General features: G+C 70.6%; 9 protein-coding genes, 1 tRNA gene, 1 other RNA gene and 3 pseudogenes. 8 read left to right on the top strand and 6 right to left on the bottom strand.

Features of this window, described 5'->3' with window-relative positions; genetic code table 11:
- Nucleotides 1-3: 3 nt before the first annotated feature.
- The 3 genes from KUM44_RS46790 to KUM44_RS16940 all read left to right on the top strand — a co-directional run bounded on the left by KUM44_RS46790 (nucleotide 4) and on the right by KUM44_RS16940 (nucleotide 4,852).
- Nucleotides 4-1,350: a TerD family protein gene (locus KUM44_RS46790; RefSeq protein ID WP_217208723.1), complete on the top strand. Its 1,347-nt coding sequence runs from the start codon at nucleotides 4-6 to the stop codon at nucleotides 1,348-1,350.
- A gap of 101 nt (nucleotides 1,351-1,451) precedes the next feature.
- Nucleotides 1,452-2,264, top strand: coding sequence for an Fpg/Nei family DNA glycosylase (locus KUM44_RS16945; RefSeq protein ID WP_217208722.1), 813 nt, complete (start codon nucleotides 1,452-1,454; stop codon nucleotides 2,262-2,264).
- Nucleotides 2,265-2,350: 86 nt separating this feature from the next.
- Entirely contained in the window at nucleotides 2,351-4,852 is a 2,502-nt protein-coding gene (locus KUM44_RS16940) for a SpoIIE family protein phosphatase (RefSeq protein WP_217208721.1), read from the top strand.
- Nucleotides 4,853-4,919: 67 nt separating this feature from the next.
- On the opposite strand, the gene KUM44_RS16935 is transcribed toward KUM44_RS16940, so the two are convergent.
- From KUM44_RS16935 to KUM44_RS16915, 5 genes are all read right to left on the bottom strand, one after another.
- Nucleotides 4,920-5,342, bottom strand: a complete 423-nt coding sequence (locus tag KUM44_RS16935; protein ID WP_217208720.1) for a PIN domain nuclease — start codon at nucleotides 5,340-5,342, stop codon at nucleotides 4,920-4,922.
- Nucleotides 5,339-5,554, bottom strand: coding sequence for a type II toxin-antitoxin system VapB family antitoxin (locus tag KUM44_RS16930; RefSeq protein ID WP_217208719.1), 216 nt, complete (start codon nucleotides 5,552-5,554; stop codon nucleotides 5,339-5,341). Before KUM44_RS16930 ends, KUM44_RS16935 begins: the two co-directional genes overlap by 4 nt.
- A 92-nt stretch (nucleotides 5,555-5,646) precedes the next feature.
- The gene (locus tag KUM44_RS16925; RefSeq protein ID WP_217208718.1) at nucleotides 5,647-8,076 is read right to left on the bottom strand and encodes a helicase-associated domain-containing protein; all 2,430 of its coding nucleotides are present in this window, start codon (nucleotides 8,074-8,076) and stop codon (nucleotides 5,647-5,649) included.
- Between the two features lie 461 nt (nucleotides 8,077-8,537).
- On the bottom strand, nucleotides 8,538-8,864 hold the full coding sequence (locus KUM44_RS16920) for a GYD domain-containing protein (RefSeq protein ID WP_217208771.1): 327 nt from the start codon (nucleotides 8,862-8,864) through the stop codon (nucleotides 8,538-8,540).
- Nucleotides 8,865-9,428: 564 nt separating this feature from the next.
- Nucleotides 9,429-9,812 carry a hypothetical protein gene (locus tag KUM44_RS16915; protein WP_217208717.1) on the bottom strand — a complete coding sequence of 128 codons (384 nt, stop codon included), beginning with the start codon at nucleotides 9,810-9,812 and terminating at the stop codon, nucleotides 9,429-9,431.
- Nucleotides 9,813-9,984: 172 nt separating this feature from the next.
- On the opposite strand from KUM44_RS16915, the pseudogene KUM44_RS16910 reads away from it, so the two are divergent.
- The 3 pseudogenes from KUM44_RS16910 to KUM44_RS16905 all read left to right on the top strand — a co-directional run.
- Nucleotides 9,985-10,649, top strand: a pseudogene (locus KUM44_RS16910) (IS5 family transposase); the annotation flags it as partial.
- An 11-nt stretch (nucleotides 10,650-10,660) separates the two neighbouring features.
- Nucleotides 10,661-11,146, top strand: a pseudogene (locus KUM44_RS45415) (conjugal transfer protein TraS); the annotation flags it as partial.
- Nucleotides 11,147-11,198: 52 nt separating this feature from the next.
- A pseudogene (locus KUM44_RS16905) lies at nucleotides 11,199-12,398 on the top strand (tyrosine-type recombinase/integrase).
- A 148-nt stretch (nucleotides 12,399-12,546) separates the two neighbouring features.
- Here KUM44_RS16905 and KUM44_RS16900 read toward each other — a convergent pair.
- Nucleotides 12,547-12,634, bottom strand: a tRNA-Ser gene (locus KUM44_RS16900).
- A 72-nt stretch (nucleotides 12,635-12,706) separates the two neighbouring features.
- Between KUM44_RS16900 and ffs the strand changes: the two genes are divergently transcribed.
- Both ffs and KUM44_RS16890 read left to right on the top strand, forming a co-directional pair.
- An RNA gene (gene ffs / locus KUM44_RS16895) (signal recognition particle sRNA small type) lies at nucleotides 12,707-12,805 on the top strand.
- Between the two features lie 45 nt (nucleotides 12,806-12,850).
- Nucleotides 12,851-14,490: DNA polymerase III subunit gamma and tau (locus KUM44_RS16890; RefSeq protein ID WP_217208716.1), on the top strand; the 1,640-nt coding region annotated here is incomplete at its 3' end.

Raw genomic sequence — 14,490 nt, 5'->3', positions numbered from 1 at the left:
GGCATGCCGGAGCTGACCAAGGGCGGGAACATCGTGGTGGGCTCCGGCCCTCTCGTCGCCGAACTGCACGCCGTGGGCGGCACCGTCGACCTCAGCGCCCTGCTGGTGGCGGCGGACGGCAAGGTCAGGTCCGACGACGACCTGGTCTTCTACAACCAGCCGTCCGCCGAGTCCGGTGCCGTACGGCACGTCGCGGCCGACGCCGAGGGTCCGGAGCGGGTCGAGATGAACCCGGCCGCGCTCCCCGCGGACGTGGACCGGGTGGTCCTGGTCGGCAGTTGCGACCCCGACGACGCGAGCCGCACCTTCCGCGAGGTCAAGGACGTCCTCGTCCGCGCCTCCCCACTCGGCGCGGACCCCGTGCACTTCCGCCCGCCCGCCCTCACCGACGGCGAACGCGCCGTGCTCCTGCTGGAGCTCTACCGCAGGGGCGAGGCCTGGAAGCTGCGCGCCATCGGCCAGGGGTACGCCGACGGGCTGGCGGGGCTCGCCACCGACTTCGGGATAGACGTGGCGGAGGAGGAGCCCGAGGCGCCGGAGGAGCCCGCGCGGCAGGCGGAGGAACCCTCGCGGCAGGCGGAGGAACCCTCGCGGCAGGCGGACGAGGTACAGATACGGCCTGCCCCGGCCCCGGCCACGTCCCCCATGAACCTGCGCAAGCCCCCGCTCGGCAGGATCAGCCTCGACAAGGGCGGCCAGGTCTCGATGAGCCTGGACAAGGGGGACCGCGAGCTGGTGGTCACGGCGACGCTGGAGTGGGACGGCGGCAGCGACGAGCGCCGCAGGCGGGGCGCCGACCTCGATCTCTACGCCCTGTTCGTGCCGGCGTCCAAGGCGGTACGCGGCGACCAGGCGCCCGGCACCGTCATCACGCCGAAGAAGAAGTCGCGCCCCGCGCCCGAGGCGGACACGGCGAGGAAGGGCAAGGGCGCGGACGTCGTCTACTACAAGCGCCTCGGCTCCCGGAAGAAGCACCCCTTCATCCGCCTCGACGGCGACGCCAGGGTCCCCGGCCGCGAGACCCTCCGTATCGTCCGCCCCGACCAGCAGGGCTACGTCCTGCTCTGCGCCTACTCCGCGGTCAGCAACGGTTTCGGCTCCTTCCGCAGCTTCGGCGCGAAGGTCGTGGTCACCGACGGCCGCGGCTCGACCGTCACCGTGCCGCTCTTCGAGAACACCAAGACCCGGTACTGGGTGGCCATCGCCCTGGTCGACTTCACCGAGTCCGACGGGGCCGCGATCCACCATGTCGAGGCCTACAGCGGCCGGATGACCGAGCGCCGCCCGGTGCTCCACGCGGACGGCACGGTGGAGATGAACGCGGGGCCGGTGGAGTTCAAGAGGCGCTGATACCTGTGCTGGCAGGGGCGAGGGCATCGTGAGGTGCAAAGCACCCTAAACCGGGCAAACAGTAAAGGTGCGCGGCATCCACGCCCCGAAGGCCGTCCCCCATGCCTGAGCTGCCGGACGTCGAGGGCTTCCGCAAGGTGCTCCGGTCCTGTGCGCAGGGCAGGGTCATCCGTCGCGTCGACGTACGTGACACGGGCGTCCTGCACGGGGTGAGCGCGCGGGGCCTGCGGGACGCGCTGGAGGGCCGCCGGATCACCGGGACGCAGCGGCACGGCAAGTGGCTGCTGGCCCGCACCGGCGGCCCGACTCTCGCGCTGCACTTCGGCATGACGGGCCTGCTGCTCTGCGCCCACCCGGACGACGCGCCCGAACCCCACGACCGCGTCCTGTTCACGCTGGCCCGCGACCGCCAGCTCCGCTACCGCGACCAGCGCAAACTCCAGGGCCTCTGGCTGGCCCACGACGACTCCGACGTCGCACGGCTGCTGGCGGCCCAGGGCCCCGACGCCCTCACGGTGGACCGGGAGGAGTTCGAGACCGTGCTCGCCTCGCACCGCGGCCGTGTCAAGGCGGTCCTGATCGACCAGTCGGTCCTGGCCGGCCTCGGCAATCTCCTGGCCGACGAGATCCTGTGGCGCGCGAGGCTGCGCCCCGCCACCCCGGCCAACGCCCTCACCGAGCCAGAACGCCGCCGCCTCTACACCCAGATGCGCCGCACCCTGCGCCCCGCGGTCACCGCGGGCCGAGTCCCCCCACGCCCCACCTGGCTCACCGGCCACCGCGACAGCCCCGACCCGCACTGTCCTCGCTGCGGCACCGCTCTGCGCCGGTCGCGGGTGGGGGGTCGTACGACGGTGTGGTGCCCGGGGTGTCAGGGAGGCGGGGAGGGGGATGGGAAGAGGGAGGGAGGGTGAGGGAGGGCGAGAGAGGAGGGAGGGGGCGTGAGCCGTGGGCGACGCGTCCGCCCCCCGGCATCCCGGCGAGAGCGAGATGAACGATCATGGACGAGCCCGTCATCACCGGTCGGACGACGGCACGGCCGATCGACGAGGTGGTCGGCGAGGCCCTCACGGCCCGCGTCACCGTCGACGAACGCTCCATGGTGACCGGCTGGAACGCGGGGGCGGAACGTCTGCTGGGGTACGCGGCCGACCAGATCGTGGGGCGCCCGGCGGCCGAACTGCTGGCCGACCCGGTCCCCGCCGAGGACCTGCCTCCCTTCGCGCGGCTGCCCAGGTGGCACGGCGACGTCTCCGTCCGGCACCGCGACGGCCGACGGCTGGAGATCAAGGTCCTGGCGCACCACAGGACACGCGAGACGGAAGCCGGGGCGAGGGCAGCTGCGGGCCCCGGCGAATGGCTTCTGGTCTCCGCCCTGAGCGGGCAGCGGCCCGAGCCGCTCGACGACACCTTCGTGACCTGGAGCTTCGCCCAGTCCCCGTGCTGCGCGCTGGCTCTCTACGACACCCGTCTGCGCCTGCGCCGCGCCAACGCGGACATGGAACGTACGACAGCCCTCACCGAGCGGGACATGCTGGGGCTGCGCGTCAACGAGATCGTGGACGGCCCGGCCGGCGACCGGGCCGAACAGAGCATGGCGCGCGTGCTGGAGACCGGCGAGCCGCAGTACCACGAGAACTTCCTGCGCCTCGCCGGTGAGCCCCGCGAGCACGCCTGGTCGGTCTTCATGTCGGCGCTGCGCGACGCGAAGGGCGAGGTGCGCGGCGTCTGCCTGACCGCGCACGACATGACCGAGCAGTACTGGGCCCGCAAGCGCCTCCAGATGATCGCCGAGGCCGGCCGGCGGATCGGCACCACCCTCGATGTGATGCGTACGGCGCAGGAGCTGGCGGACGTGACGGTCCCGGAACTGGCCGACTTCGTCAGCGTCGACCTGCTGACCTCCCTCGACGACCCGCACGAGCCGCACGAGCCGCTCCCGGGGTCCGGCACCCCGGCCGGGCCGCTCGTGCTGCGCCGCGCCGCCCACCAGTCCGTGACCCCGGGCATACCGGAGGCGGTCGTCGCCCTCGGGTCCGCGGACGCGTACCCGGAGGGCTCCGCACAGGTCGAGACGCTCCGCTCGGGACAGGCCAGGGTGTACGAGATGACGCACCCCGCGATCACCGCGCTGGTCGCCCGCGACCCCGTCCGGGCCTCCCGGGTCCGCGAGTTCGGCATGCACTCGGTGATGGCGGTTCCCCTGTCGGCCCGCGGCACCACGCTGGGCGTCGCCGTCCTCGCCCGCCACCGCCGACCGCAGGTCTTCCAGCAGGACGACGTGGTGCTGGCCGAGGAACTGGCGGCCAGGGCGGCCGTCTGCATCGACAACGCCCGCCGCTACACCCGCGAACGCGGCACGGCGGTCACGCTCCAGCGCAGTCTGCTGCCGCAGCGGCTGCCCGAGCAGGCGGCGGTGGAGGTCGCCTCCCGCTACCTCCCGGCGGGCGCGCACGCCGGCGTCGGCGGTGACTGGTTCGACGTGATCCCGCTGTCCGGGGCGCGGGTGGCCCTGGTCGTCGGCGACATCGTCGGCCACGGCATCCACGCCTCCGCCACCATGGGCCGGCTACGGACCGCCGTGCGCACCCTCGCCGACATCGACCTGCCCCCGGACGAACTGCTCACCCACCTCGACGACCTCGTCGCCCGTCTGTCCACCGACCGGGAGGACGACCGGCCGACCGCCGACCGGCACCCCGAGACCGGCGCCGGCGGTGAGGTCGGCGCGACCTGTCTGTACGCCGTGTACGACCCGATCTCCCAGCGCTGCACCCTGGCCCGGGCCGGGCATCCGCTGCCGGCCGTGGTCAGCCCCGACGGCACCACCGACCTCGTCGATCTCCCGGCCGGCCCTCCGCTGGGCCTGGGCGGCCTGCCCTTCGAATCGGCCGAGATCGACCTGCCGGAGGGCAGCCTGCTCGCCCTCTACACCAACGGCCTGATCAAATCCCCGGACCGGGACGTCGACGAGGGCATCCTCCGCCTCCGCCAGCTGCTCACCGGCCCGGAGCCGACCCTGAACGCCCTGTGCGACAGCATTCTCACCGACCTCCTCCCGCCCCGCCCACCCGACGACGTCGCCCTGCTCATCGCCCGCACCCGCGCCCTCGACGCGAGCCAGGTCGCCACCTGGGCCGTCCCGTCCGACCCCTCCGCCGTCGCCCAGACCCGCAAGGACGCCCTGGCCCAGCTGGAGGCCTGGGGACTGGAGGACGCCGCCTTCGTCACCGAACTCGTCGTCAGCGAACTCGTCACCAACGCCATCCGGCACGCGGAACCCCCTGTCCAGCTACGCCTCATCCACCTCACCCACGACACCTCCCTCATCTGCGAGGTCTCCGACGGCGGCACCACCGCCCCCCACCTCCGCCGCGCCCGCACCTACGACGAGGGCGGCCGCGGCCTCCTCCTGGTAGCCCAACTGACCCAGCGCTGGGGTACCCGCCAGACATCGAAGGGCAAGACCATCTGGGCGGAACAGCATCTGGGCCCCGTCTAGCGAGGGCTGCCGCTCCCACCGCGTTCATGACGGGGGTGAATGCAACCAGAACTGCAACCATCACCGCCTATTTGCCGCTCTCCGGGCCGTACCACTGGAGAGCCTGGCCGGTCACTGCCGCGATGCGGGCGAAGTCGTGGTCGCGGTGCAGGAGGGTGAGCCCCTGCAACTCGGCCGTCGCCGCGACGACGAGATCCACCGCACCCGCACTGCGATGCTTTCCCTGTTTGGTGAGAGCTTCCTGGACCTGCCAGGCGCGGTCGTAGGCGCGGTCGTCGACGGGAACCCAACCGAAGATCAGTCGCATGTCCTCGATGCCGCGCGCCCTGTCGGCGGCCGACCGGGCGGTGTAGAAGAACTCAAGCTCGGTGATCGGGCAGGTGGCGATGAGCCCGGCGGCTGCCGCCTGGTCCCAGCCGTACTGCTCCGAGTCCTCGCGCATGAACCGTGCGAGCGCGCTGGTGTCGATCAAGAACTGGGCCGCGTTCACCGGCGGTAGTTCGTCTTGTTCTCGAACAGCTCCAGATCGAACGCGCCGTCCCCGGCCGCGGCCCGTAGCCGGGCGAGAGCCAGAGCGCGACGTCGGCTCTCCAGCACCTCGCGAAGAGCGGTGTTGACGGTCTCCTTCTTGGTCTTCGTCCCGAGGGCTTTGGCCACGTCCGCGACCAGGTCGTCGTCCAGGTCGATAACCGTCCGACTCATGAGTTCCTCCCTGATATCAAATATGGTGTCGAATATATCTCGCGAGATGCCTGGAGTGGTACGCCCGGGTACCCGGTCTTGGCCGCCAAGTTCTACGCGGGCATCACGCCGTGGATGCGGGAGAGACTGAAGACGCGTTCCGCTTCGCGCAGATGGCACCAGGCGTCGAGGTAGGGCGGGTCGAGTTCCAGGTCGCTGAGGGTGCGTACGGTCCGGTTGCCCGAGGTGGCGATGTATTCGACCGTGATGGCCGCACCGGTGTCGATGGCATGGGCGACCTGGCGGACGTCGCTGTACGACAGGTGCTTCGCGTATGCGGCGACGATCTCCTCGGTGTCCGTCGCGAAAGGCACCCCGCTGCCGAACGGGTCGGGTTCCGGTGCGGTCGGCGGGGCCTTGAGCAGCCGGTCGGCCAGGACGTCCATCCCGGCTTCGGTGGGCAGGTCCGAGGTACGGGTTGCGGTGGTCCGGGGCCCGCGCCGCCCGGCGTTCCTTCGCGGGGGCGGGACGGCAGCGGCGGCCCTCTGTGGCAGGCGCTTTTCGATGCGTACCGTTCCGCTGGCGGTCTCGGCGACCGGGGCGTAGCCCGCAGCACGGAGCGCGGCGAGAGCCGTCGCGGGTGGGCTGCCGCTGACCAGGACCGTCGGGGCGAGCTGCCGCAGGGAGAGCTTGGACAGCGCGCGGTGGGCCGCGAGTTCGGCCAGGAGCGCGGGTGCGTCGCCGTGGATGACACAGGCCGCGGGGGCGATGCGCACCCGGCCGTGACCTCGTGCGGTGTCGGCGATGAGATAGGTCAGCGGCTGTGGCAGGGCCGTGGCGGAACCGGCTGCCAGGTCGGCTGTGATGTCGTCCGGGGTGCGGCCGGCGTCCAGGGCCCGGCGGATACTGCCGGCACTGAAGCGCCACACCGACGCCGTACCACTGGTCTCCCGGTCGGCCGTCGCATCCAGCAGTGCCGCGAGTCGCGCGGACGGGGTGCCGGTGACGACGGCGGTGAGGTCGGCGCCGATCCGGGCCGTCGTGGTCGCGGGGGGCAGCAGCCGCTGGGCCACGATGTCGAGCTCTTCGTCGGCGTGGGCCGCCAGGTGGGCACCGAGCGGGGACAGCGCACCCCGTGCCAGCACGCCGAGCAGTTCACCTTCGCGGATCAAGGTGCTGAATGGTGCCGTGTCCTGGGGCGAGGCATCGTCGGCGAGCGGACGGTGCCAGGCCACGAGCGGCCCCAGCTCCGAAGCGGCCTTCACACCCTGTCCTGTCGGGAGCCCCGCTGCCGCGGTGAGCAGCCCGTGGCGGGCCTGAAGGCAGCCGCCGCAGTCAGGCGCACCGGCGAGCGCGGGAAGCGCTTTGTTGTCCTCGTCGCGCGCCCGGGTGGGGGTGAGCGGCAGGTCCCGCCATGCCCGGAGCAGAACGGCGAGTTGTTCTGCGGGCTCCTGCTCGGCCCAGGCGTCGTACGCCTCGGTGGGAGCTACGCGATCGCCGTCGCGGGCCAGCAGTCCGGCGGCGTACGCGGTCTCCAGGGCGAGGCGTACGACGGCGTCGTCCGCTTGGGCGGTCTTGCCGAGCCGGGCCAGTTCACGCGCGCCGATCCCGCCCGACTTCAGCCGGGTCGGTGGAGCGGTCGCGCATGCCGAAAGGACGGAGGCGGCATGGGCCGCGAACGCGGTGGCGGCCACCGCGGCCTCCCGCTCCACCTCCGAGGAGGTGACGGGCACCAACTGTGCGACGGGCGGCAGAGGTTCGAACGGAGCATGCCAATCGGGGCCCCGTAGAGCCAAGGCCACCTCGACCGGCATCCGGACGGGCCCGTACCGGTGACGGTCCTGGAGCAGAAGCCCGCGGTCGAGTGCCCATCGGGCTCCTGGTTGGAGACCGTGGCCAGGAGCCCCGGACACGACGAACAGAGACTGACGCGGCGTGGACCTGGCGCTCTGCTCAAGCAACTTCCGTGCGGCCGCCGGTGCCCCCGCCACCAACGCGGCGACCCGTTCCGAGTCACTGTGATGCTCCACCAGAGCCGCGAGTCGCTGCTGCTTGGTGCCGGGTGGCTTGATACCCAGGACCGCCAGCATGCCGCGCAGTTCCTCCGAGGTGGTGCCGGCCAGCAGCTCTTCCAGTGGGGCGTCAAGTCCCAGGGGCGTGCTCCACGCCTGCCGCAAGGGCGTAGGCATGCGGAGTGCCCTGCTGCCGTCGTGCCACACGAGCGCCCGATCCGACAGCGCCTCCAGGGTCGCGTCCAGCGCGCGTACCGCCGCAGGGGAGGTCGAGCCGAGCAACTTCGCGAGGCTGTCCCGGGTCGCTCTTGCTCCCAAGGCGGCCAGCGCCTCGGCGGCCTGCACGCACGGCAGCGTGAGTTGCGGCAGGACGAGTGCCACAGACCCCGGACGTTGGAGACGGTCTGCCAGTTCTTCCACCGAGCGTGGTTCCGGGGAGGAGGCTGCGTCCTTCCGCATGGCGAGTATGCGTGCCAGGCGGGAACGGTCGAGTTTGCTCAGCCAACTCGCAAGCGTCGAACGGGACTTCATGAGGGTGCACCTCGACAGACGGGGAACGTCACAGGCGGACCGAAGTCGCTTCGGCGCCAAGGCCAAGGATGGCGCAGTTCCATGATCCGCGGATGCCGGACGAAGACAGAGTCCGGGGCACCCGCCTGCCGCGGGCCCAGCCCGACGAGACGAGCTGACGGTAGTAGAAGATCTGGCTACCCACTCGCCAGAATGTCCTCAATGGGTTCATATAAATGCAACCAAAACTGCTCCTGGTGAGCTGGGTTTTTGCTGGTCAGGCGCGGTGGGCTCATGTGCCTGCTGGTCGTCATTGGTCGTCCTCGGCCACAGAGATCGGTCAATGGCGGTCATGCAGGACGCTATGCGGTCTTCAACGACCACCACTGGACGCGGAGGGTTGCTGTGGTTGCTGTACCTCGCTGCTGTACCGCCGCCGACACCCGATGCCTGAGCCTGGTCGCTGCAAGCCGCCTGGACCGCTACGCGCCGGGAGCCCGGTACTGGACTTGCCCAGCTTTGCGCAGGGCATCCATGGTTTCGTCGACGGTCAGGAGAACGGTCGTCTCAAACGAGCTGAGTGCGCCGCCTCCGCTGATCGCCAGGGCGACCGCGGCCATGGAGACGTTGTCGGGGGCCTCCCACAGGTTGTAGCCGTCGCGGGTGCCGAACGCGTACCAGAAGCCGTGGAGCTTGCCGCCGACGGACTCGATGTACGACTGAGCGGCCTTTGCGCGGTCCTCGGGGTGGCCGATGAGTCTCGCCCAGGTCTGCGGCGTGTAGCTGAACCTCGATAGGTAGAGCGGCATCATGTCTCCCTTTCGTTCCAGCAAGGGATGCCCCCGCTGCGGGGGATACGCCTCCGAGGCTGCCCGCGTATCCCCCGAACGGCTGGGATGATGACCGGCATGGCCACTGCCGGTGAGCGACCCAACCAGCACCGGAACTACGGCATCGAAGCCCTCAGTTTGGGAAGCTTGGGTTTCGTACCGGCCATTTCTGCGCTGACCTGGGGCGGAGCGGTGTTGGAGAGGTGGCCGCACCCGGGACAGGTTCCCGCTGTTCCCCGTTGTTCCCCGTTGTTCCCCGCAGGATCTGGCACGCGAATGGCACGGTCCCGGTGTCTCGAAAGACCCTTGGCGGAGCTGGGCCCGGGGTGTCTGAGCCTCAGGCGACGACAGCCAGCCTACGAGGCCGGGCAGCCGACCACGTAGGCACGGGCGCCTCGCTGAACCCCGCTGGCCTGAGCCACGCGGCCGGCCTTAGGAAGATCGTCTAGGACAGACGTCAAGCATCACCCGACGCCAACCCGTCAACCGTCAACTGAGACTCGACACGGGCGAGTGGGCTGTGTCCGATCCCGGGTGATGCCGTCACCGGGCGGGCGCCGGGACGTCGCAGAATCCTCCCGCATGACAGGCGCTCTCGTATGAGGACTCGTAGTAGCCCTGCGCCGCGCTCCCGGTGGCAAACGACAGCATGAGCAGTGCTCCGCCCGCTATCACCTGCCCGATGACCACTCTCCAGGAGCGGAAGGCGGCGGCAACGAGGACAGCTACACCAGCGGCGGCGGCTACATACAGGGACTTCTCCTGATAGGCGGCTGGCGGATCTCCGTAGCTCTGTGGATCCCACGACAGGTAGGACTGGAACCAGCTCAGCCAGATCAGCCCGAAGAAGACCAGTTCGACAGCGCCCAGACCCACGCACACCCCGACAGCGACACGTACGCGGCGGCGTTCCTCTTCTTCAGCCATCCGTCGACCGTCCCTCCTCCGCAGCCTGCTGTCGTGAGTACGGATACTCACGACAGAGGCCGCTTCTGGGAGTACCAGTGCTAGGCCTTTTCGTGACCTGGACTCAGAACGGGCTCTAAGCAGTGTCCGATGGGTCTGGTGACTGAGCAGCGTCCGTGTCGTTCAGTCTCTCGTGGGACGGGGTGATCTATCCGACGCAGAGTGGGCTCGGCTGGAGCCGCACCTGCCACAGAACGTCGGGCGGGGCGGGCGGTGGAAGAGCCACCGCAGGGTGATCAACGGCATTCTCTTCCGCCAGCGCACCGGTATCCCATGGCGGGATCTGCCGCCACGGTTCGGGAAGTGGAAAACGGTCTATGACAGGCATCGCCGCTGGTCGGCGGACGGTACTTGGGACAGGATCCTGCAAGCCGTCCAGGCTGACGCCGATGCGGACGGCAGGATCGACTGGACCATGGTCGGTGTTGACTCGACGTCCTGCCGGGCTCACCAGCACGCCGCCGGTGCTCGTGCACGCCCACCAAGCATTCCGGGCCGATGCAGTCGGCCCGCTCAGCACCGCGACGACGAGGCCCTGGGCCGTTCCAGGGGCGGCCTGACCTGCAAGATCCATCTGGCCGGCGACGGGGGCCGACGCCCCTCGCATTCGTGATCACGCCAGGGCAGTGGGGTGATGCCCCGCAGCTGATACCCGTGCTCGAACGCATCCGTGTCCCCCGCCCTGGCGGAGGACACCCGCGCACGCGGCCCGACCATGTCGGTGGCGGCAAGGCGTACAGCTCCCGCCGCAACCGGAGCTACCTACGACGTTGCCACGTCAGGCACACCATCCCCGAACGCTCCTGGAGGTGGGTGGTCCTGTCGCCGCGCTCGGCGGCGGGGCTGCCTACGCCCGGGCCAAGCACCCCGGGATCTACTGGTCGACGGTCGGCCTGCCGATATCCACGGCCCGTCTGCTCAGCTCGTACGGCTCGGTCATGGAGGCGTGCGGCCTGACTGTCGCTCCGTCCCGACTGCGGGTCCTGGCGGTCAAGGCCACCACCCGCCGCGAGGTGCGGCCCGTCCCACCGCGTCGCGGGATCATCCGTCCCACCTCGACCGGGCTGCGGCTTCGTCTGAGGCTTGCCCCGGGACAGGAGCCCGCCGACGTCGCCACCTCTGCCGAACGGCTGCGGCACGCCTGGGGAGTCCATGCCGTGTACGTCACGACGATCAAGCCTGGTGTCGTCGAACTACGGCTTGTCGGCTACGACGTGCTGCGGCGGGTCCGGATGCCGCGCAAGACCATGGACGGATTCCTGAAAGTACCGGTGGCCTTGAGGGAGGACGCCACTCAACGTGGCCAAGCTGCGCCACCGACCCGCCCGCGCGGCCTGAGGGGACGCCATGGCAGAGAAGAACCGCACCCGCCAGCCCAACGGCGCCTCCTCGATCTACCTCGGCAAGGACGGCAAGTGGCACGGACGCGTGACCGTCGGCGTCCGTGATGACGGCAAGCCGGACCGCCGACACAACGAGCGCAAGACCAAGGCACAGGTCACCAAGGCGGTCCCGTGAGATGGAGCGGGCACGGGATGACAGGAAGCTCAGGAAGCCTGGGCAGAGCTGGACGTTGCAAGCCTGGCTTGAGCACTGGGTCGAGAACATCGCCAAGCCGTACGTCTCGGAGAACACGTACGACGGCTACGAGGTGGACGTCCGCGTTCACCTGGTCCCCGGCCTGGGCGCCCACAAGCTCGACCGCCTGGAGCCCGAGCACCTCGAACGCTTCTACCGGAAGATGCAGACGTCCTGGAGCTCCGCCGGCACCGCCCACCATGCCCACCGGACGATTCGGGTCGCCCTCGGTGAAGCCGTCCGGCGTGGGCACGTCGCCACCAACGCGGCCGAGATCGCCAAGGCTCCCCGCCTCGAAGAGGAGGACATCGAGCCGTTCACGATCGACGAGGTGCAGAGCTTCCTCGTCGAGGCGGCCAAGCTCCGCAACAGCGCGCGCTGGGTCGTCGCCCTGGCGCTGGGCCTCCGCAAGGGGGAGGCGCTGGGTCTGCACTGGGAAGACGTCGACCTCGACGCCGGATACGCCCGCATTCGTAAGAACCGGCTCCGGCCCAAGTACGCCCACGGCTGCGACGGCGAACCCTGCGGCCGTAAGGCGGGCTACTGCCCGAAGCGACAGCAGACCCGCCGCGAGCACAAGTCCACGAAGTCCCGCGCGGGCCGCCGAACCATCGGCCTGCCAGATCCGCTGATCAAGATTCTCCGCCAGCGCCAGGAGACGCAGGAAAGGGAACGGATCGCGGCCGGTGCCGACTGGGAGGGCAAGGGATACGTCTTCGCCTCGCCGGTCGGTGGGCCGCTGAGCCCGAACACCGACTTCCACACCTGGAAGCGGCTGCTGCGGGACGCTGGCGTACGAGACGGCCGCCTTCATGACGCTCGCCACACCGCCGCGACCGTCCTCCTGATCCTCGGCGTCCCGGACGTCGTGATCGACTCGATCATGGGTTGGGAGCCTGGGGGAGCGGCCCGGATGCGCGCTCGGTACATGATGTGACGGGGACCATGCTCCGCAAGGTCGCGCAGTAAGTCGGCGATGCCCTCTGGGTGCCGCCCGGAACCGGCGGGGCTCCCGCAGCCGACGGAAAAGCCGACTGAGACGGAAACTGAGACGGACAACGTCGAAGGGCCCCACCGTGAACGGTGGGGCCCTTCGACATCGTGCCCGGTGAGGCACTGGCGGAGGATACGAGATTCGAACTCGTGAGGGGTTGCCCCCAACACGCTTTCCAAGCGTGCGCCCTAGGCCTCTAGGCGAATCCTCCGCCGCAAACAATACAAGACGTTGAGGAGTGCTCGCGAACTCGTTCCCGCCCCCTGCCATCGGGTACTGTTTGGGCAGCCCCTCACGCGGCGCTATCTGACTGAACTCCCCCAGGGCCGGAAGGCAGCAAGGGTAGGTCGGCTCTGGCGGGTGCGTGGGGGGCGCTTGCGTTCCCGGGCGGGGTGGGTTGTCAGTGGGCGCCTATAACCTCGTATGCGTGTCGTCTCTCGCGCTGTACCGCCGCTATCGCCCGGAGTCGTTCGCCGAGGTCATCGGGCAGGAGCATGTCACCGACCCGTTGCAGCAGGCGCTGCGGAACAACCGGGTCAATCACGCGTACCTGTTCAGCGGGCCGCGCGGCTGCGGCAAGACGACCAGCGCGCGGATCCTCGCGCGGTGTCTGAACTGTGAGCAGGGTCCTACGCCGACCCCGTGCGGAGAGTGCCAGTCGTGCCGTGACCTCGCTCGGAACGGCCCCGGGTCCATCGACGTCATCGAGATCGACGCCGCGTCCCACGGTGGTGTGGACGACGCGCGTGAGCTGCGGGAGAAGGCCTTCTTCGGGCCCGCCTCCAGCCGCTACAAGATCTACATCATCGACGAAGCCCACATGGTCACGTCGGCCGGCTTCAACGCACTGCTGAAGGTCGTCGAGGAGCCGCCCGAGCATCTGAAGTTCATCTTCGCCACCACCGAGCCCGAGAAGGTCATCGGGACCATCCGGTCGCGGACCCATCACTACCCGTTCCGGCTGGTCCCGCCGGGGACCCTGAGGGACTACCTCGGCGAGGTATGCGGCCGGGAGGACATCCCCGTCGAGGACGGCGTACTCCCGCTGGTCGTGCGCGCGGGCGGGGGGTCCGTGCGTGACTCCATGTCCGTCATGGACCAGTTGCTCGCCGGAGCGCGGGAGGAGGGTGTGACGTATGCCATGGCCACCTCCCTGCTCGGGTACACCGAAGGCTCGCTCCTCGACTCCGTAGTGGAGGCCTTCGCCACCGGTGACGGGGCCGCCGCCTTCGAGGTCGTGGACCGTGTGATCGAGGGGGGCAACGATCCCCGGCGGTTCGTCGCCGACCTGCTGGAGCGGCTGCGTGACCTCGTCATCCTGGCCGCCGTGCCGGACGCGGCCGAGAAGGGGCTCATCGACGCCCCGGCCGACGTCCTGGAGCGCATGCAGGCCCAGGCCGGCACCTTCGGCGCCGCGGAGCTCAGCCGTGCCGCCGACCTGGTCAACGCGGGGCTGACCGAGATGCGGGGCGCCAACTCGCCCCGGCTCCAGCTGGAGCTGATCTGCGCGCGCGTGATGCTTCCCGCGGCGTACGGGGACGAGCGTTCCGTGATGGCCCGGCTCGATCGGCTGGAGCGGGGTGTCAACTTCTCAGCGGGTGCGGGTGCGGGTGCGGGTGCGGCTGCGGGCGGCGGTGGCATGCCCGCGATGGGATACGTGCCCGGCCCGGACGCCCACGCGGGAGCGGCTGCCGCGCCGGTTCCGCCCGGTGGCGGGCCCGCCGCGGCGCGAGCTGCCGTACGGGCTTCGGGGGGGCCGGGGCAGACGCCGCCCGCTACCGGGCCCGGGGCGGCGGCCGGTGCGGCTCCGGTGGGTCAGGCCCCCTCCACGCCCCCGGCACCTCCAGCACCCGTCGAGTCGCCCCAGCCCCAGCCCCAACCTCAATCCCAGTCCCAGCCCCCTCAGGCTCCGCCCACCCCTGCGCCCACGCCCACACCCGCCTCCGCCCCGGGAGCCTGGCCCACCGCAGCCCCCGCAGGCGGCGGCCGACGCCCCGGCGGCTGGCCCACGGCAACCCCCGCGGGCGGCGGCACCCAGCCCTCCGCCCCGTCGAGCGGCACCCCCGC

It is taken from the genome of Streptomyces sp. AC550_RSS872 (assembly GCF_019049285.1).
In the GTDB taxonomy this organism is placed as follows: Bacteria; Actinomycetota; Actinomycetes; order Streptomycetales; family Streptomycetaceae; genus Streptomyces.
The sequence above is the reverse complement of the archived record's forward strand: the minus strand, read 5'-3'. Positions and strand labels throughout refer to the sequence as shown.